This is a genomic window from Clostridia bacterium (assembly GCA_017620395.1).
In the GTDB taxonomy this organism is placed as follows: domain Bacteria; phylum Bacillota; class Clostridia; order Oscillospirales; family RGIG8002; genus RGIG8002.
In genome coordinates this window covers 1-15,638 of record JAFZQJ010000030.1, presented here as the reverse complement: position 1 = coordinate 15,638, position 15,638 = coordinate 1, and the positions used below count along the sequence as shown (strand labels likewise).

The 15,638-nt window shown below is 58.1% G+C and carries 28 protein-coding genes; 27 read left to right on the top strand and 1 reads right to left on the bottom strand.

Annotated features, from left to right (window positions below):
• Window positions 1-9: 9 nt before the first annotated feature.
• From rpsC to rplQ, 25 genes are all read left to right on the top strand, one after another.
• Window positions 10-678 (top strand): 30S ribosomal protein S3, encoded by a 669-nt coding sequence (rpsC, locus tag J5441_06895; protein ID MBO4934872.1) that lies wholly within the window; start codon window positions 10-12, stop codon window positions 676-678.
• A complete protein-coding gene (rplP, locus tag J5441_06890; GenBank protein MBO4934871.1) occupies window positions 678-1,103 on the top strand; it encodes a 50S ribosomal protein L16 in 426 nt (141 codons plus the stop codon). The genes rpsC and rplP overlap by 1 nt, the downstream gene beginning before the upstream one ends.
• The gene (gene rpmC / locus J5441_06885; GenBank protein MBO4934870.1) at window positions 1,100-1,315 is read left to right on the top strand and encodes a 50S ribosomal protein L29; all 216 of its coding nucleotides are present in this window, start codon (window positions 1,100-1,102) and stop codon (window positions 1,313-1,315) included. The genes rplP and rpmC overlap by 4 nt, the downstream gene beginning before the upstream one ends.
• On the top strand, window positions 1,315-1,569 hold the full coding sequence (rpsQ, locus tag J5441_06880; protein ID MBO4934869.1) for a 30S ribosomal protein S17: 255 nt from the start codon (window positions 1,315-1,317) through the stop codon (window positions 1,567-1,569). The genes rpmC and rpsQ overlap by 1 nt, the downstream gene beginning before the upstream one ends.
• Before the next feature lie 31 nt (window positions 1,570-1,600).
• Window positions 1,601-1,969 carry a 50S ribosomal protein L14 gene (gene rplN, locus J5441_06875; GenBank protein MBO4934868.1) on the top strand — a complete coding sequence of 123 codons (369 nt, stop codon included), beginning with the start codon at window positions 1,601-1,603 and terminating at the stop codon, window positions 1,967-1,969.
• A gap of 15 nt (window positions 1,970-1,984) precedes the next feature.
• Window positions 1,985-2,335, top strand: coding sequence for a 50S ribosomal protein L24 (locus tag J5441_06870; GenBank protein ID MBO4934867.1), 351 nt, complete (start codon window positions 1,985-1,987; stop codon window positions 2,333-2,335).
• Window positions 2,336-2,346: 11 nt separating this feature from the next.
• Window positions 2,347-2,886, top strand: coding sequence for a 50S ribosomal protein L5 (rplE, locus tag J5441_06865; GenBank protein ID MBO4934866.1), 540 nt, complete (start codon window positions 2,347-2,349; stop codon window positions 2,884-2,886).
• 13 nt (window positions 2,887-2,899) lie between these two features.
• Entirely contained in the window at window positions 2,900-3,085 is a 186-nt protein-coding gene (locus J5441_06860) for a type Z 30S ribosomal protein S14 (protein ID MBO4934865.1), read from the top strand.
• A 27-nt stretch (window positions 3,086-3,112) separates the two neighbouring features.
• On the top strand, window positions 3,113-3,511 hold the full coding sequence (rpsH, locus tag J5441_06855; protein MBO4934864.1) for a 30S ribosomal protein S8: 399 nt from the start codon (window positions 3,113-3,115) through the stop codon (window positions 3,509-3,511).
• A 13-nt stretch (window positions 3,512-3,524) separates the two neighbouring features.
• Window positions 3,525-4,073, top strand: a complete 549-nt coding sequence (rplF, locus tag J5441_06850) for a 50S ribosomal protein L6 (GenBank protein ID MBO4934863.1) — start codon at window positions 3,525-3,527, stop codon at window positions 4,071-4,073.
• A gap of 13 nt (window positions 4,074-4,086) precedes the next feature.
• Window positions 4,087-4,446 carry a 50S ribosomal protein L18 gene (gene rplR, locus J5441_06845; GenBank protein MBO4934862.1) on the top strand — a complete coding sequence of 120 codons (360 nt, stop codon included), beginning with the start codon at window positions 4,087-4,089 and terminating at the stop codon, window positions 4,444-4,446.
• Window positions 4,447-4,460: 14 nt separating this feature from the next.
• On the top strand, window positions 4,461-4,961 hold the full coding sequence (gene rpsE, locus J5441_06840) for a 30S ribosomal protein S5 (GenBank protein ID MBO4934861.1): 501 nt from the start codon (window positions 4,461-4,463) through the stop codon (window positions 4,959-4,961).
• Between the two features lie 12 nt (window positions 4,962-4,973).
• Window positions 4,974-5,171 carry a 50S ribosomal protein L30 gene (gene rpmD, locus J5441_06835; GenBank protein MBO4934860.1) on the top strand — a complete coding sequence of 66 codons (198 nt, stop codon included), beginning with the start codon at window positions 4,974-4,976 and terminating at the stop codon, window positions 5,169-5,171.
• Between the two features lie 15 nt (window positions 5,172-5,186).
• Complete coding sequence (gene rplO, locus J5441_06830) at window positions 5,187-5,627, top strand: 50S ribosomal protein L15 (protein ID MBO4934859.1); 441 nt, start codon at window positions 5,187-5,189, stop codon at window positions 5,625-5,627.
• The gene (secY, locus tag J5441_06825) at window positions 5,627-6,949 is read left to right on the top strand and encodes a preprotein translocase subunit SecY (GenBank protein MBO4934858.1); all 1,323 of its coding nucleotides are present in this window, start codon (window positions 5,627-5,629) and stop codon (window positions 6,947-6,949) included. The genes rplO and secY overlap by 1 nt, the downstream gene beginning before the upstream one ends.
• A 12-nt stretch (window positions 6,950-6,961) precedes the next feature.
• Window positions 6,962-7,594, top strand: coding sequence for an adenylate kinase (locus J5441_06820; protein MBO4934857.1), 633 nt, complete (start codon window positions 6,962-6,964; stop codon window positions 7,592-7,594).
• A 1-nt stretch (window position 7,595) separates the two neighbouring features.
• On the top strand, window positions 7,596-8,345 hold the full coding sequence (gene map / locus J5441_06815) for a type I methionyl aminopeptidase (protein ID MBO4934856.1): 750 nt from the start codon (window positions 7,596-7,598) through the stop codon (window positions 8,343-8,345).
• Window positions 8,346-8,362: 17 nt separating this feature from the next.
• Window positions 8,363-8,602 carry a KOW domain-containing RNA-binding protein gene (locus J5441_06810; GenBank protein ID MBO4934855.1) on the top strand — a complete coding sequence of 80 codons (240 nt, stop codon included), beginning with the start codon at window positions 8,363-8,365 and terminating at the stop codon, window positions 8,600-8,602.
• A 3-nt stretch (window positions 8,603-8,605) separates the two neighbouring features.
• Window positions 8,606-8,824: a translation initiation factor IF-1 gene (gene infA / locus J5441_06805; protein MBO4934854.1), complete on the top strand. Its 219-nt coding sequence runs from the start codon at window positions 8,606-8,608 to the stop codon at window positions 8,822-8,824.
• Between the two features lie 60 nt (window positions 8,825-8,884).
• Window positions 8,885-8,998 carry a 50S ribosomal protein L36 gene (gene rpmJ, locus J5441_06800; GenBank protein ID MBO4934853.1) on the top strand — a complete coding sequence of 38 codons (114 nt, stop codon included), beginning with the start codon at window positions 8,885-8,887 and terminating at the stop codon, window positions 8,996-8,998.
• A gap of 22 nt (window positions 8,999-9,020) precedes the next feature.
• Entirely contained in the window at window positions 9,021-9,389 is a 369-nt protein-coding gene (gene rpsM / locus J5441_06795) for a 30S ribosomal protein S13 (protein MBO4934852.1), read from the top strand.
• 15 nt (window positions 9,390-9,404) lie between these two features.
• The gene (gene rpsK / locus J5441_06790; GenBank protein ID MBO4934851.1) at window positions 9,405-9,812 is read left to right on the top strand and encodes a 30S ribosomal protein S11; all 408 of its coding nucleotides are present in this window, start codon (window positions 9,405-9,407) and stop codon (window positions 9,810-9,812) included.
• 15 nt (window positions 9,813-9,827) lie between these two features.
• Window positions 9,828-10,454, top strand: coding sequence for a 30S ribosomal protein S4 (gene rpsD, locus J5441_06785; GenBank protein MBO4934850.1), 627 nt, complete (start codon window positions 9,828-9,830; stop codon window positions 10,452-10,454).
• A 111-nt stretch (window positions 10,455-10,565) separates the two neighbouring features.
• Window positions 10,566-11,513: a DNA-directed RNA polymerase subunit alpha gene (locus tag J5441_06780; protein MBO4934849.1), complete on the top strand. Its 948-nt coding sequence runs from the start codon at window positions 10,566-10,568 to the stop codon at window positions 11,511-11,513.
• Window positions 11,514-11,532: 19 nt separating this feature from the next.
• Window positions 11,533-11,874, top strand: a complete 342-nt coding sequence (gene rplQ / locus J5441_06775) for a 50S ribosomal protein L17 (protein MBO4934848.1) — start codon at window positions 11,533-11,535, stop codon at window positions 11,872-11,874.
• Window positions 11,875-12,707: 833 nt separating this feature from the next.
• Here rplQ and J5441_06770 read toward each other — a convergent pair.
• Window positions 12,708-13,241, bottom strand: coding sequence for a rubrerythrin family protein (locus J5441_06770; GenBank protein ID MBO4934847.1), 534 nt, complete (start codon window positions 13,239-13,241; stop codon window positions 12,708-12,710).
• A 513-nt stretch (window positions 13,242-13,754) separates the two neighbouring features.
• Here J5441_06770 and J5441_06765 point away from each other — a divergent pair.
• Window positions 13,755-15,134, top strand: coding sequence for a pyruvate carboxylase subunit B (locus J5441_06765; GenBank protein ID MBO4934846.1), 1,380 nt, complete (start codon window positions 13,755-13,757; stop codon window positions 15,132-15,134).
• Window positions 15,135-15,208: 74 nt separating this feature from the next.
• On the top strand, window positions 15,209-15,529 hold the full coding sequence (locus J5441_06760) for an OadG family protein (GenBank protein MBO4934845.1): 321 nt from the start codon (window positions 15,209-15,211) through the stop codon (window positions 15,527-15,529).
• The last annotated feature ends 109 nt before the right edge of the window (window positions 15,530-15,638 follow it).

The window sequence follows — 15,638 nt, the reverse complement described above, 5'->3', positions numbered from 1 at the left end:
GGCAGATCAATGGGACAGAAAGTTAATCCGCACGGTCTCCGTGTAGGCGTCATCAAAGGATGGGACTCCAAGTGGTACGCGAAGGACGAAGAGTTCGGCGATCTGCTTGTCGAGGACTACAAGATCAGGGAATTCCTGAAGAAGAAGCTCTATGACGCGGGCGTCGCCCGTCTCGAGATAGAGCGCGATAACGCGAAGATCCGCATCAACGTGTACTGCGCCAGACCCGGTATGATTATCGGCAGAAACGGCGAAGGCATCGAGGCGCTCCGCGCCGACGTCGAGAAGATCGCTTCCAAGCCGGTCATGCTCAACGCCGTCGCCATCAAGGAGCCCGATCTTAACGCTCAGCTGGTTGCCGAGAACGTCGCGCAGCAGCTCGAGAAGCGCGTTTCCTTCCGCCGCGCCCTTAAGCAGGCGATCGGCAGAACGATGAAGCTCGGCGCGAAGGGTATCAAGACCTGCGTCAGCGGTCGTCTCGGCGGCGCCGAGATCGCCCGTACCGAGCATTATCACGAGGGCACCATTCCGCTGCAGACTCTGCGCGCGGATATCGACTACGGTTTCGCCGAAGCGCACACCACCTACGGCGTTATCGGCGTCAAGGTCTGGATCTACAAGGGCGAAGTCCTTGCCGATTCCGGAAACACTCAGAGAAGAAGAGGGGGTAACCGCTGATGCTTATCCCGAAGAGAGTTAAATACCGCAAGCAGCAGCGCGGCCGCCTTAAGGGCAAAGCGCTCCGCGGCAACAAGGTGACCAACGGCGAATACGGCCTCCAGGCCCTCGAGCCGAGCTGGATCACCAGCAACCAGATAGAAGCCGCCCGTATCGCGCTCACGCGTTACATCAAGAGAGGCGGTAACGTCTACATCAAGATTTTCCCGCACAAGCCCGTGACCGAGAAGCCGGCCGAGACCCGCATGGGTTCCGGTAAAGGTTCGCCGGAGTACTGGGTAGCGGTCGTCAAGCCGGGCAGAGTCCTGTTTGAGATCGCCGGAGTACCGGAAGCCACCGCCAAGGAGGCGCTCCGACTCGCCGCCCACAAGCTGCCTATCAAGTGCCGCTTTGTGACCAGGGAAGAGGAGGTCGAAGCGAAGTGAAAAACGTAAAAGAGCTTAAAGAACTCAGCGTGATCGAGCTGAACGATCAGCTCAAGGAGCTGAAGGAAGAGCTGTTCAACCTTCGCTTCCAGCACGCGATCAACCAGCTGACGAACCCCGTCAGGATCAACCTCGTCAAGAAGGACATCGCGAGAGTCAAGACGGTTATCCGCGAAAAAGAGATAGCCGCTGCGGGAGGAGCCGATAAGTAATGGAAAGAAATCTCAGAAAAGAGCGTGTCGGCAAGGTCGTAAGCGACAAGATGGATAAGACGGTCGTCGTCGCCATCGAGGAGCACGTCAAGCACCCGCTTTACAAAAAAGTCGTTAAGAGAACTTACAAGCTGAAGGCCCATGACGAAAACAACGAGTGCGCGATCGGCGACGTCGTCCGCGTCATGGAAACGAGGCCGATCTCCAAGGATAAGCGCTGGAGACTGGTTGAGATCGTCGAGAAGGCGAAGTAATTCGCTTTCGGTTTAAGGAGGAAAACGTATTATGATACAAATGCAGACCTATCTTAAAGCGGCGGACAATACCGGAGCGAAGGAGCTTATGTGCATCCGTGTTCTGGGAGGCACCCGCCGGAGATACGCCGGCATCGGAGACGTCGTCGTGGCTTCCGTCAAGAAGGCCGCGCCGGGCGGCGTCGTCAAGAAGGGCGAGGTCGTTCGCTGCGTTATCGTGCGCACCGCGAAGGAGCTCCGCCGTGACGACGGCTCCACCATCCGCTTCGATGAAAATGCGGCGGTTATCATCAAGGAAGACAAGAACCCCAGAGGTACCCGTATCTTTGGACCGGTCGCCAGAGAGCTGAGAGAAAAGGATTACATGAAGATCCTCAGCCTCGCGCCCGAAGTGCTTTGATGGGGAGGAACGAGAATGAAAGTACATGTTAAGACCGGCGATACCGTAATGGTCATCAGCGGCAGACACGGCAAGAACGGCGACGTCGGCAAGACCGGCAAGGTCGTGGCCGTTTCCCCGAAAGAGGGCAAGGTCATCGTCGAGGGACGCAACATAAAGCAAAAGCACGTCAAACCCCGCAAGCAGGGCGAGCAGGGCGGTATCATCGCCGCCGAGGGCGCTCTTCACGCCAGCAAGGTAATGCTTGTCTGCCCCAAGTGCGGCAAGCCCACCAGAGTCGGTCATGAAGTCAGCGTCGACGCCAAGGGCAACGTGACGAAGCTCCGCAAGTGCCGCCGCGCGGACTGCGGAAAGACCTTCAAGTGAGGAGAGTAGAGATGGCAAGATTAAAGGACTTTTATAAAAACGAAGTCGCTCCCGCGCTCATGAAGAAGTTTGAGTACAAGAGCGTAATGCAGATACCCAAGCTTGACAAGGTCATCGTCAACGTCGGAGCGGGCGACTGCAAGGACAATCAGAAAGCGCTTGACGCGATCGTAAAGGACGTCGCCACGATCACCGGTCAGAGACCGGTCGTCACCAAGGCGAAGAAGTCGGTCGCTAACTTCAAGCTGAGAGAGGGCATGAGCATCGGCGTCAAGGTCACCCTTCGCGGCGACATGATGTACGAGTTCGTCGACCGCCTCTTCTCCGTGGCGCTTCCCCGCGTCAGAGACTTCCGCGGCATCAACCCGGACGCCTTCGACGGCAGAGGAAACTACGCGCTCGGCCTGAAGGAGCAGCTGATATTCCCCGAGATCGAGTATGACAAGGTCGAGAAGGTCCGCGGTATGAACGTAGTGTTCGTCACCACCGCGCCCAACGACGAAGAAGCCAAAGAGCTGCTCACGCTGATGGGCGCTCCGTTCGCGAAGTAGGAGGAGAAAAGTTATGGCTAAAACGTCAATGAAGATAAAGCAGCAGCGTACGCCGAAGTTCTCCACGCGTGCCTACAACCGTTGCAAGATATGCGGCAGACCGCACGCGTATCTCCGCAAGTACGGCATATGCAGAATATGCTTCCGCGAGCTGGCTTACAAGGGCTACATCCCCGGCGTCAAGAAGGCGTCCTGGTAATAACCGCTTTATAAGGAGGAAGAAATAATGCAGACAACAGATTCCATTGCCGATATGCTCACCCGTATCCGTAACGCGAATTCGGCAAAGCACGATTCGGTTGATGTTCCTGCGTCCAACATAAAGAAGGCTATTGCTCAGGTGCTTCTGGACGAGGGATATATCAAGAGCTGGACCAATATCGAGGACGGTAAGCAGGGAATAATCCGCATCGTCCTGAAGTACGGTCCCAACAAATCGCAGGTCATTCAGGGACTCCGCAGAGTTTCGAAGCCCGGTCTCCGCATTTACGCGTCGAGCGAGGAGCTTCCGAAGGTCATGCGCGGTCTGGGAATAGCCATCGTGTCCACCTCCAAGGGCGTTATGACCGACAGAGTGGCGCGCAAGGAAAACATCGGCGGCGAAGTTCTCGCCTTCGTCTGGTAAGGGAGGAAGAGAAATGTCACGAATCGGTAAAAAGCCTATCGTCATCCCCGCCGGAGTTACCGTCGATATCAAGGAAGGCAACGTCGTAACGGTAAAGGGCCCCAAGGGAACCCTTGAGCAGCCCCTCTGCCCCACGATGAAGCTGACTATGGAAGACGGACAGATCACCGTTGAACGTCCCGACGACGAGAAGGAGAACAGAGCGCTCCACGGTCTTACCCGCGCGCTGCTCCACAATATGGTCGTTGGCGTCACCGACGGCTTCTCCAAGGAGCTCGAGGTCAACGGCACCGGTTACAGAGCCCAGAAGCAGGGCAAGCAGCTGGTCATGAATCTCGGTTATTCCCATCAGGTCGTTATGGACGAGATCGACGGCATCACCATCGACGTCCCCGGCCCGAACAAGATCATCATTTCCGGTCCCGATAAGCAGAAGGTCGGCCAGTTTGCCGCGGAAGTCAGAGAAAAGCGTCCGCCGGAACCCTATAAGGGCAAGGGCATCAAGTACGTGACCGAGCACATCCGCCGCAAGGAAGGCAAGGCCGGCAAGACCGCGAAGTAAGGAGTGAGAAGATATGATCAATAAGAAAGATTCCAACGCTGCCAGACTCAAGAGACACTTCAGAGTCAGGAACAAGATATCCGGAACTCCCGAAAGACCGCGCCTGAGCGTTTATCGCAGCACGAGCAACATCTACGCCCAGATCATCGACGACGTCGCCGGCAAGACGCTGGTCGCCGCCTCTTCTCTCGAGAAGGGCTTCGGCGTCAGCGGAGGCAACAAGGAAGGCGCCAAGAAGGTCGGCGAGCTTATCGCGAAGAAGGCGCTGGACGCCGGCATCGAGAACGTCGTTTTCGACCGCGGCGGTTACATCTATCACGGCAGAGTACAGGCTCTCGCCGAAGCGGCCCGTGAAAACGGACTGAAGTTCTGATGGGGAGGAATACGATGTCAAGAATAGATGCACAGCAGTTTGAACTTACCGAAAAGGTAGTCGCCATAAACCGCGTATCCAAGACCGTCAAGGGCGGACGTATCTACAAGTTCGCCGCGATCGTCGTCGTCGGTGACGGAAACGGCACCGTCGGCGTAGGTCTGGGCAAGGCCGGCGAAGTTCCGGACGCCATCCGCAAGGGTATCGAAGACGCCAAGAAGAACCTCGTCAAGGTCGCCCTGAAGGGCACCACGCTTCCTCATGAAACGATCGGCGCGTTCGGCGCGGGCAGAGTTATGCTCAAGCCCGCCGCCCCCGGTACCGGCGTTATCGCGTCGGGCGCCGTCAGAGCCGTCGTCGAGGCGGTCGGCGTCAGAGACGTCAGAGCGAAGTGCCTTCGTTCCAACAACCCCATCAACGTCGTTTACGCGACGATGGAGGGACTCAAGAGCCTGCGCAGCATAGAGCAGGTGGCGGAAGTCAGAGGAAAGACGCCCGCCGAGATCGTCGGATAGGGAGGATAAATTATGGCTACCGCAAAGAACAACAAGCAGGTAGAAGTCAAGCTCGTCAAGTCCCTCATCGGCAGGAAGAAGAGCCACATCGCCACCGCGAATTCCATGGGACTTCGCAAGATCGGCGACAAGAGCGTTCAGCCCGTCAATGACGCGACCAACGGCAAGCTCGCCCACATCTGCTACTTAGTAGAAGTCAAAGAACTGTAAGGAGGTGCTACGCGTATGAAATTGTGTGATCTCACACCTGCCGAGGGCGATTCCAGAAAGGCATGGCGCAAAGGCAGAGGCGCGGGCAGCGGCAACGGCAAGACCGCCGGCAAAGGACACAAGGGACAGAACGCGCGCTCCGGCGGCGGAGTCCGTGTCGGATTCGAAGGCGGCCAGATGCCCATCACCAGACGCCTGCCCAAGAGAGGCTTCACGAACGTGTTCGCCAAGAAGCTCGTCGAGGTCTATATCTATGAGCTCGAGCGTTTCGACAACGGCACCGTGGTCGACGCGCAGCTTCTCCTCGACACCGGCGTTATCTCCAAGGCTAACGACGGCATAAGGATCCTCGCCAACGGCGAGCTGACCAAGAAGCTTACCGTCAAGGCGGCCGGCTTCACCAAGGCTGCGCAGCAGAAGATTGAAGCTGCCGGCGGAAAGGCCGAGGTGATCTGATGTTTTCGACGCTTAAGAACGCTTTCAGAGTTCGGGAGATAAGAAGCAAGATCATCTACACCCTTTTCATCATTCTCATCTTCCGTCTCGGATGCCACGTCATGGTTCCGTTCCTGAACCCCGACGCCGTCCAGGCGGCAGCATCGAGCCAGCAGGGCACGTTGTCGACGTACCTCGGACTGCTGACCGGCGGCGCGTTCCAGAACGCAACGCTGTTCGCGATGTCCATCACGCCCTTCATCAACGCGTCCATAATCATGCAGCTGCTGACCGTCGCGATCCCCGCCCTCGAGAGACTCTCGAAGGATGAGGAGAACGGCAGAAAGCGCATCGCGCAGATCACCCGTTACGTCGCCGTCACTCTCGGTCTGCTGCAGGGCTTCGTGTACTACATCACCCTGACCCGCAACACCGCGACGCTCGAAGACGGATCGACTCAGGCGGTCCTCGCGACCAACACGCCTTTCGGCGGCGGCGACTGGTTCAGAGCCATCGTCATCATCGCCTGCTTCGTGGCCGGCACCGCGCTTGTCATGTGGCTGGGCGAACAGATCAACGAGAAGGGTATCGGCAACGGTATCTCCATGATCCTCTTCGCCGGTATTCTGGCGAACTTCAAGAGCCTGGTGCTCTATCTTATCGAGCTGTACCGCAACAGCGAATGGCTCCTCGCGACCGCGATCATTCTGGGCATACTGTTCATGATCGTCTACGTCGTGATAATCTCGGCGACCGAACGCCGCATAGCCGTTCAGTACGCCAAGCGCGTCGTCGGCCGCAAGGTCTACGGCGGACAGAGCACCCACATCCCCTTCAAGCTGAATATGTCCGGCGTTATGTCCATCATCTTCGCCAGCTCCCTTGTGAGCATGCCGCAGATGATCACCGAGTTCTTCGCGGACCAGACTCAGGGATGGATAGTCTTCATCCAGAAGTGGTTCGGACCGAGGTCCTGGGTATACGCCATCGTATTCTTCCTGTTGATAATCTTCTTCAACTTCTTCTACATTTCGATTTCCTACGATCCGCAGGAGATCGCGAATAACCTGAGGAAGAACAGCGGCTCGATCCCCGGCATCCGTCCGGGCGAACCGACCGTCCAGTACATCAAGAAGATACTCAACAAGATCACGCTCATAGGCGCCTTCGCGGTCGCGCTGATCGCGATAATCCCGGTGCTTGTCGGAATCCTGTTCCCGCAGGTCGGCAACCTGGGCATCGGCGGTACCACGCTCCTCATCTGCGTCGGCGTTGCGCTCGACACGATGGAAGCGATCGAGTCCCAGCTGATGATGAGACACTACAAGGGATTCCTTGAGTAATTTCCGGTTCCTATGAAGCTGATATTCTTCGGCCCCCCCGGAGCGGGGAAGGGAACTCAGGCGGCGCTGCTGGCGGAAACGCTGGGCGTGCCGACGATTTCCACAGGTAACATCATCCGCGAAGAGATAGCCGCCGGAAGCGAGCTGGGCGTTCAGGCCCGGCAGGCGATAAACGAAGGCAGACTCGTTGCGGACGAAACTGTTATCGGTATAGTAAAGACCAGACTCGCGAAGCCCGACTGCGCCGGAGGGTTCATACTCGACGGCTTCCCGCGCACCGTCGCGCAGGCGGAAGGGCTTTGCGGGATGGGGATTATTATAGACAAGGTTATTGACATCGAGGTAGCCGACGATGCGCTTATCAAGCGCATGAGCGGACGCCGCGTCTGCCTGAAGTGCGGCGCGACCTACCACCTTGAAAACAATCCGTCCCCGGCGGGAGACCGCTGCGGGGTATGCGGCGAGCCCCTGAGCGTCCGCGAGGACGACAGGGAGGAGGTCGTACGCGAGCGGCTGGCGGTCTTTCACCGTCAGACCGAACCGCTCGAGGCGTATTACCGCGAGAGAGGGATCCTTTTCCCCGTCAGCGGAGACGCCCCGATCGAAAAGATCGCGAGCGACATCGTCGGGATAGTGCGTGGCTGATATGATAGTGCTTAAAGATAAAGCTGAATTGGAGTTGATGCGGGAGGCGGGTAAAATAGCCGCGGCTGCTCTCGCGGAGACCGGAGAACGCATAAAGGACGGCGTTACGACCGCCGAGCTGGATAAGTTCATCCGTCACTTTATCGAAAAGCACGGAGCCACTCCGTCATTCCTGAATTATCAGGGCTTTCCCGCGTCCGCGTGCATATCGATCAACGAGGAGGTCATCCACGGCATCCCGTCGAAAGACAGGATAGTCCGCGAGGGCGACATCGTCACGATCGACGTCGGAGCGTACAAAAAGGGCTACCATTCAGACACCGCCTGCACCTTTTACTGCGGAAGCGTCAGCGAAGAAGCGAAGCGCCTCTGCGAGGTGACGAAGACGGCGCGGGACAGAGGCATCGAAGCGGCGCTTATAGGCAACCGCATCGGCGATATCGGTTCCGCGGTGGAGTGCGAGGCGCTCGCGCACGGATACTCCGTGCTGCGGGACTACACCGGCCACGGAGTCGGAACGCACCTTCACGAGCCGCCGGACGTGCCGAATTACGGCAGGGCGGGGCACGGCGTCAGACTTTGTGAGGGTATGACGATCGCGATCGAGCCGATGCTCACGCAGGGCAGCGAGCGCGTCTACACCCTACCCAATGAGTGGACCGTTGTTACCGCGGATCACATGCTGTCCGCGCATTTCGAGCATACGGTCGCCATTACGCCGAACGGCGCGGAGATACTGACGAAGGTATAACGCAGAAGGAGATTTCTATGGAAATTGAACCCGGATGCGTCGTCCGGTCCCGTGCGGGGCACGACAAAGGCCGCGTCTACGCGGTCGTCGCCGTTGAAAACGGCGTCGCCTCCGTCGTCGACGGAGAGCTTCGCAAGACTGCGAAGCCGAAACGCAAAAACGTCAGGCATCTCGCGTATTTGGGCAAACTTGATACCGCGGATGCGAAAAACGCGGAAGACCACGTTCTCAGAAAGTTGTTAAGTTCCTGGAGGTAATTTATGTCAAAAGAAGATATGATCGAACTGGAAGGAGTAGTCGTCGAGGCGCTTCCCAACGCCATGTTCTCGGTGAAGCTGCAGAATGACCACATCGTTCTGGCGCATATCTCGGGCAAACTCAGAATGAACTACATCAAGATTCTCCCGGGCGACAGGGTGACTCTCGAGATGTCTCCCTACGACCTGACAAGAGGCCGCATCACCTGGAGAAACAAGTAAGAGGCGGGTTTCCGCCGCTGAAGCACAGCGAAAAATCGCATAGCGTAGGAGGAAAATATTATGAAAGTCAGACCTTCGGTAAAACCGATGTGTGAAAAGTGCAAGATAATCAAGCGCAAGGGGCGCGTCATGGTCATCTGTGAGAACCCCAAGCACAAGCAGAAGCAGGGCTAATAAAATGGAGGTGCAGAAGTAAATGGCACGAATTTCCGGTGTTGATCTGCCGAACGAAAAGCGCGTTGAGATAGGCCTCACCTATATCTACGGCATCGGCAGAACCCGCTCAAACGAGATTTTGAGCAAAACGGGAATCAATCCCGATACCAGAGTCAAAGACCTTACCGACGATGAAGTTTCCAAGATCAGGGAGTTCATCGAGGCGAATTACAGCGTCGAAGGCGACCTTCGCAGAGAAGTCGCGCTCGACATCAAGCGTCTGGTCGAGATCGGCTGCTACAGAGGCGTGCGTCACCGCAAGGGACTGCCCGTCCGCGGCCAGCGCTCCAAGACCAACGCGAGAACCCGCAAGGGCCCGAAGAAGACCATTGCGAACAAGAAGAAGTAAGGAGGCAACGGAATAATGGCAGCTAAAACAGCGAAAAAAGGCGCTACGACAGTCCGTCGCCGCCGTGAGAAAAAGTTTGTTGACAAGGGCGCGGCTCACATCCAGTCGACCTTCAACAACACGATCGTAACGATAACCGACACGCAGGGCAACGCTCTGTCCTGGGCGTCCGCGGGCGGCCTCGGCTTCCGCGGCTCCCGTAAGTCCACTCCGTTCGCAGCTCAGTCCGCCGCGGAGACCGCCGCGAAGGCGGCGATGGAATACGGGCTTCGCTCCGTCGAAGTTTACGTCAAGGGCCCCGGTTCGGGCAGAGAAGCGGCCATCAGGGCGCTGCAGGCAGCCGGCCTGGAGATCAGCATGATCAAAGACGTCACGCCGATCCCCCACAACGGATGCCGTCCGCCCAAGAGAAGACGCGTGTAACGGAGGAATAAGAATATGGCAAGATATACTGAAGCGGTATGCAGACAGTGCCGCAGAGAGGGCGAGAAGCTCTTCCTGAAAGGCGCGAAGTGCTATTCCGAGAAGTGCGCGATGAACGTCCGCCCCTTCGCTCCCGGCCAGCACGGCAAGGGACGCAAAAAGTCCTCTGAATACGGCATCCAGCTCCGCGCCAAGCAGAGAGCCAGAAGGATCTACGGCGTTCTCGAGACCCAGTTCCGCAACTATTTCGCGGAAGCTGAGAGAAGACCCGGCCAGACCGGTACGAACCTGCTCCAGCTTCTCGAGACGAGACTTGACAACGTGGTCTATCGCTGCGGCTTCGCGCTTTCCAGACCGGAAGCGAGACAGCTCGTGCTGCACGGCCACTACACCGTCAACGGCAAGAAGGTCAACATCCCCTCTTACGCGCTGAAGGTCGGCGACGTCGTCGCCATCGCGTCCAAGTCTCTCGAGAAGGAAAAGATCAAGGCCGTTCTCGAAGCGACTGCGACTCATCCGGCGCCGAAGTGGCTCGACCTCAACAAAGAGGCGCGCGCCGCGAAGGTGCTCAGCATCCCCACCCGCGAAGAGATCGATATCCCGGTAGACGAGCAGCTCATCGTCGAGTTGTACTCCAAGTAAACTGCCGAAGGAAGGCGGAATATCCGCCGCAGGTGCGGCGCATTGCGCCGTCTGGCTTTGCGCGCCCTCGCGCGCACAGCCGTCTCATTATAACCGCAGAGGAGGGTTAATATGATCGAAATCGAAAGACCGAAAGTGGAATTTTTCGAGCCGGAACCGGGCAGCAGCTACGGAAAGGTGGTCGTCGAGCCGCTTGAGAGAGGCTACGGCATCACAATGGGCAACTCGCTGAGACGCGTACTGCTCTCATCTCTTGAGGGTTACGCCGTGACGTCCGTCTACATTGAGGGCGTACAGCACGAGTTCACTACCATCCCGGGCGTGAAGGAAGACGTCACCGAGATCATTCTCAACGTCAAGTCCATTATCGCCAAGCTCAACTGCGAAGGACCGAAAACCGTATATATCGAAGCGCAGGGCGAGTGTGAAGTCACCGCCGGAAGCATCCAGCCGGACGCCGAGGTGGAGATCCTCAACCCCGAGCTTCACATAGCGACTCTTGACAAAGACGCCGAGCTCCGCATGAAGCTGGTCATCAACGGCGGCCGCGGCTACGTAGGCTCCGAGCGCAACAAGTCGGACGACGACGCCATCGGCGTTATCCCGGTCGACTCCGTTTACACTCCGGTGCTGAAGGTCAACTACAAGGTTGAGAACACCCGCGTCGGGTCGCTCACCGATTACGACAAGCTGATCCTCGAGGTCTGGACGAACGGCACGGTTTCCGCGAAATCCGTCGTCGCCCTCGCCGCGAAGGTGCTCACCGAGCATCTGAACCTCTTCGTCGAGCTGACGCAGGAGGCGAAGGACGCTTCCATAATCATTGAGAAGGAAGAAGCGAGCAAGGAAAAGGTCCTCGAGATGACTATCGAGGAGCTGGATTTCTCGGTGCGTTCCTTCAACTGCCTGAAACGGGCGGGAATCAACACGGTGGAAGACCTCATCAAGTTCACCGAGGAAGATATGATCAAGGTCAGAAACCTCGGCAAGAAGTCGCTTGAAGAAGTCATCTCCAAGATCGCCTCGCTGGGCTTGTCCCTGCGCAGGGAAGAAGAATGATACAGGGAGGATATTTGATATGCCCGGAACGAGAAAACTCGGGAGACCGACCGATCACCGCATCGCGATGATGAGAGGCATGGTCACGGCGCTGCTGGAGCACGGCCGCATCGAGACCACCCTTTACAGAGCGAAGGAGCTGCGCTCCGTCGCCGACAAGATGGTCACTCTCGGCAAAAAGAATACTCTTCACAGCCGCCGTCAGGCGCTCGCCTTCATCACGAAGGAAGACGTCGTCAGCAAGCTGTTCAACGAGATAGCGCCCAGGTATGAAAGCCGCAACGGCGGTTATACCCGCGTTATCAAGACCGGTCCGCGCCGCGGCGATGCCGCCGAGATGGCGATCATCGAGCTGGTCTGACGCGAATCGCGGAGCGATTTGTGTCAACGCTCGCCGAAGGCGAGTTCATAACCGCGGCGCAGCCGCGTCATAACTTAAAACCGTAAACCTGCGCGTAAGCGTCGGCTGATGGTTTTGAGTTCAGAGCTTACGACCTTTCCCGCGTCCTACGCCGCGGAGAAGGGGACTTCCGCAGCCGTTCAGCCACGGCGCGCGGAAACGGTACCGCTTACACCGGAAAAGCGAACGTTTACTCATACCGCGCGGCAGAAATGCCGCGCGGTTTGCGTTATGTAAAAGCGTCCGCCGCGCCCGTAGGGACGAGCATCGCTCGTCCGCGCATTCACGCACCCGCGCCGTCCTTTGTCATCCTGAGCGGAGCGATGCGAAGCATCGCGCAGCCGAAGGATCTCACGCAGCGCAGCGGTCGGTTTGTCATCCTGAGCGGAGCAACCGAAGGTTGCGCAGTCGAAGGATCTTAAAGACGAGCTATCCCTTTCAGCGTAACGCCGCGAAAGAAAACAGAACGCCGCGAAAGAAAACAAAGCGTAGCCCCCGTTTCCGACTGCACACTTTCCCGATAACACGACCGTTACCGACAAGATCCTTCGACTCCGGCTTCGCCTTCGCTCAGGATGACAACGTATGCAGGCGTCTGCTTACGGTGTGGGATCCCTCGCTGACGCTCGGGATGACAGCCCGTAGGGACGAGCATCGCTCGTCCGCGCATTCACGCGGAGCGTTTGAACGACAAATGACCGCTGACAACAATAAAAGCGCCGCGTCTTTCGACGCGGCGTTTTTCTTTCTGACCTTGACCTGTCGCGCTGAGCGAAAGGCCTCACCGAAAAAACTCAGTAGTTTTCGACGACGATCTCAAAATATGCCTGCGGATGGGCGCAGACGGGGCAGACCTGCGGAGCGGACTTGCCGACGTGGATATGACCGCAGTTGCGGCACTTCCACATATAGGTCCCGTCCTTCTCGAAGACGGCGCCGGCCTCGAGCGCCGCAAGCAGCTTGCGGTATCTCTCCTCGTGTGCCTTCTCGATCTTCGCTACGCCCTCGAACTGCGCGGCGATCTGGAGGAATCCCTCCTCCTTCGCCTCCGCGGCCATGCGCGGATACATATCGGTCCACTCGCCGTTTTCGCCGGAGGCGGCGGCAAGAAGGTTCTCGGCGGTCGTGCCGATGCCGCCCAGGTGCTTGAACCACAGCTTGGCGTGCTCCTTCTCGTTTATCGCGGTCTCCTCGAAAATGGCGGCTATCTGCTCGTAGCCCTCCTTCTTCGCCTTAGAAGCGAAGTAGGTGTACTTGTTCCTCGCCTGCGATTCGCCGGCGAACGCCTCCATCAGGTTTTTCTCGGTTTTGCTTCCTTTAAGTTCCATTAATCAGACCCCCTTTCGAATAAAAGAATAACATATTTTTCAGGATTTGTAAATAGTAAAATCAGAAATGACTGATCGGCGATAAGGACAATACGCCTGATAAGCGGTCAAATCCGGAACTTTCCGGCTTGTTGTCCTCGGCGGGCGCCGGCCCGCCGTCGTCCTCCGCGCCGCAAATCCCTCGGATTTGCCTCGCTTTCAGGTGCGGAGCAGTTTTGAACGAACCGATTTTGTTTCGTTCAAGGCAAAAGCGCAAGGCAATACTTGCTGTATTGCCGAGCATTTTAACACGGAACGGGGCAAAATCCGCCGTTCAAAACCGTGTTGTCCTTACCGCCAATCAGTCTATTATAAAACGGCTTCGCAATTTGTTGTGAAACCGCTTGCATTCACGCTTCGTGTGTGATATACTGTATAATGGCGGGAGATGAGGGGCGCGATGCCGCTTGCGCCGCCGGACGACCCGCAAACAGCGCTTTGCGAACGCATTTTACCTCGAAAGGACGAGTGAATATGAAAAAAGTCGGTTTCACCGAAACGGTGCTGAGGGACGCCAACCAGTCGCTCATCGCCACCAGACTGCCCTTCGATAAGTTCGAGGGCATACTCGAAACGATGAACAAGGCGGGCTACTACTCCGTCGAATGCTGGGGCGGAGCGACCTTCGACTCCTGCCTGCGCTATCTGAACGAGGACCCGTGGGAGCGCCTCCGCAGGATCAAGGAGAAGATGCCCGATACCAAGCTGCAGATGCTGCTGCGCGGTCAGAACCTGCTCGGCTACAAGCACTATCCGGACGACGTCGTCCGCCGCTTCGTGCAGCTTTCCGTCAAAAACGGCATAGACATCATCCGCATTTTCGACGCGCTCAACGACATCCGCAACATCAAGGTCGCGGTGGAAGAAACGCTGAAATGCGGCGCCCACGCCTCCGGCGCGATCTCCTACACCACCAGTCCGGTGCATACGCTTGAGAACTACGTCAAGCTCTGCAAGGAGATGCAGGAAATGGGCGTCAACTCTATCTGCATCAAGGATATGGCGGGCGTCATGACTCCGGACGAGGCGTACGACCTCGTTTCCGCGATCAAGAACGCCGTCGACCTGCCGCTCGTCGTCCACACGCACTGCACGACCGGCCTTGCGTACATGACCTATCTGAAGGCCGTTGAAGCCGGCGCCGACGTCATCGACACGGCGACCTCCTGCTTCTCCGGCGGCACCTCCCAGCCCGCGACCGAAACGCTCGCGTTCGCGCTGCGCCGCCTCGGCTACGAAGTCGACCTTGACGACGCCGTCACGAAGCAGGTCAACGACTGGTTCAAGCCCGTCCGCGACGAGTTCCTCGAAGCCGGCAAGCTGAACCCCCGCGTGCTCGCGACCGACACCGACGCGCTGAACTACAAGATCCCCGGCGGAATGCTCTCCAACCTCATCGCGCAGCTGAAGGCGCAGAACGCGCTCGACCGTCTGCCCGAGGTGCTTGAAGAGACCCCCCGCGTCCGCAAGGACATGGGCTATCCTCCGCTGGTAACTCCGATGAGCCAGATGGTCGGCGTCCAGGCGGCGACGAACGTCCTGCAGGGCGAACGCTACAAGACCATCAGCAAGGAGATAAAGGCGTACCTCCGCGGCGAATACGGCCGCGCCCCCGGCGAGATCGACGCCGACCTTATGAAGAAGGGGCTTGAGGGCGAGGAGCGCATCACCTGCCGCTTCGCGGACACGCTCGAGCCGCAGATAGAGAAGGCGCGCGCCGAGATCGGCGACCTCGCCGAGACCGACGAGGACGTCCTCTCCTACATCGCCTTCCCGCAGCAGGCGGAGAAGTTCCTGACCGACCGCCGCGCCAACGCGGAGAATAAGGCGAAGTACACCATCGAAGCCATCTGAAAGGACGGGATACCGATATGCTGAGATTCATTTCCGAAGCGGCAGCCGCGACGGGCGCGAACTCCAACGCCGAGATGGCGAAGTCCGCCGGCGGCGTGCTCGCGATCGCCGGGCTCGGCCTGCTGGTCGTCTTCGCGGTGCTCGTGCTGCTGATGGGCGTCATCAAGCTGATGGGCGTGTTCCTGAAGGATAAGGCGGCGCCCGCCGAAGTCGCGCCCGCGGCAGCGGCCGAAGCTCCCGCCGCGCCGGTCGCGGAAGCCCCCGGCTCCTGCGGCGAGGTCAAGCTCTTCGACGTGCCCGACAAGACCGCGGCGATGCTCATGGCGATAACCGCCGACAAGCTCGGCGAGCCGCTGAACACCCTGCGCTTCATCTCCATCAAAGAAGTAAAGTGACGAAAGGACGGAACCCGATATGAAATATAAAATTACTCTCAACGGAAAAACCTACGAGGTAGAGGTAGAGAAGGGCGAAGCCATCGTCGCCGCCGAATACGAAGCCATG

Bases quoted from the DNA above. Each gene is read 5' to 3' on its own strand.
- infA (MBO4934854.1), top strand. From the start codon at position 8,606: ATGTCAAAAGAAGATATGATCGAACTGGAAGGAGTAGTCGTCGAGGCG.
- rplO (MBO4934859.1), top strand. From the start codon at position 5,187: ATGAAATTGTGTGATCTCACACCTGCCGAGGGCGATTCCAGAAAGGCA.
- J5441_06860 (MBO4934865.1), top strand. From the start codon at position 2,900: ATGGCTAAAACGTCAATGAAGATAAAGCAGCAGCGTACGCCGAAGTTC.
- secY (MBO4934858.1), top strand. From the start codon at position 5,627: ATGTTTTCGACGCTTAAGAACGCTTTCAGAGTTCGGGAGATAAGAAGC.
- J5441_06765 (MBO4934846.1), top strand. From the start codon at position 13,755: ATGAAAAAAGTCGGTTTCACCGAAACGGTGCTGAGGGACGCCAACCAG.
- rpsD (MBO4934850.1), top strand. From the start codon at position 9,828: ATGGCAAGATATACTGAAGCGGTATGCAGACAGTGCCGCAGAGAGGGC.
- rpsQ (MBO4934869.1), top strand. From the start codon at position 1,315: ATGGAAAGAAATCTCAGAAAAGAGCGTGTCGGCAAGGTCGTAAGCGAC.
- rpmD (MBO4934860.1), top strand. From the start codon at position 4,974: ATGGCTACCGCAAAGAACAACAAGCAGGTAGAAGTCAAGCTCGTCAAG.
- J5441_06780 (MBO4934849.1), top strand. From the start codon at position 10,566: ATGATCGAAATCGAAAGACCGAAAGTGGAATTTTTCGAGCCGGAACCG.
- J5441_06870 (MBO4934867.1), top strand. From the start codon at position 1,985: ATGAAAGTACATGTTAAGACCGGCGATACCGTAATGGTCATCAGCGGC.
- J5441_06760 (MBO4934845.1), top strand. From the start codon at position 15,209: ATGGCGAAGTCCGCCGGCGGCGTGCTCGCGATCGCCGGGCTCGGCCTG.
- rpsK (MBO4934851.1), top strand. From the start codon at position 9,405: ATGGCAGCTAAAACAGCGAAAAAAGGCGCTACGACAGTCCGTCGCCGC.
- map (MBO4934856.1), top strand. From the start codon at position 7,596: ATGATAGTGCTTAAAGATAAAGCTGAATTGGAGTTGATGCGGGAGGCG.
- rplR (MBO4934862.1), top strand. From the start codon at position 4,087: ATGATCAATAAGAAAGATTCCAACGCTGCCAGACTCAAGAGACACTTC.
- J5441_06820 (MBO4934857.1), top strand. From the start codon at position 6,962: ATGAAGCTGATATTCTTCGGCCCCCCCGGAGCGGGGAAGGGAACTCAG.
- rpmJ (MBO4934853.1), top strand. From the start codon at position 8,885: ATGAAAGTCAGACCTTCGGTAAAACCGATGTGTGAAAAGTGCAAGATA.
- rpsH (MBO4934864.1), top strand. From the start codon at position 3,113: ATGCAGACAACAGATTCCATTGCCGATATGCTCACCCGTATCCGTAAC.
- rplP (MBO4934871.1), top strand. From the start codon at position 678: ATGCTTATCCCGAAGAGAGTTAAATACCGCAAGCAGCAGCGCGGCCGC.
- rplQ (MBO4934848.1), top strand. From the start codon at position 11,533: ATGCCCGGAACGAGAAAACTCGGGAGACCGACCGATCACCGCATCGCG.
- rplF (MBO4934863.1), top strand. From the start codon at position 3,525: ATGTCACGAATCGGTAAAAAGCCTATCGTCATCCCCGCCGGAGTTACC.
- rpsC (MBO4934872.1), top strand. From the start codon at position 10: ATGGGACAGAAAGTTAATCCGCACGGTCTCCGTGTAGGCGTCATCAAA.
- J5441_06810 (MBO4934855.1), top strand. From the start codon at position 8,363: ATGGAAATTGAACCCGGATGCGTCGTCCGGTCCCGTGCGGGGCACGAC.
- rpsM (MBO4934852.1), top strand. From the start codon at position 9,021: ATGGCACGAATTTCCGGTGTTGATCTGCCGAACGAAAAGCGCGTTGAG.
- rplN (MBO4934868.1), top strand. From the start codon at position 1,601: ATGATACAAATGCAGACCTATCTTAAAGCGGCGGACAATACCGGAGCG.
- rplE (MBO4934866.1), top strand. From the start codon at position 2,347: ATGGCAAGATTAAAGGACTTTTATAAAAACGAAGTCGCTCCCGCGCTC.
- J5441_06770 (MBO4934847.1), bottom strand. From the start codon at position 13,241: ATGGAACTTAAAGGAAGCAAAACCGAGAAAAACCTGATGGAGGCGTTC.
- rpsE (MBO4934861.1), top strand. From the start codon at position 4,461: ATGTCAAGAATAGATGCACAGCAGTTTGAACTTACCGAAAAGGTAGTC.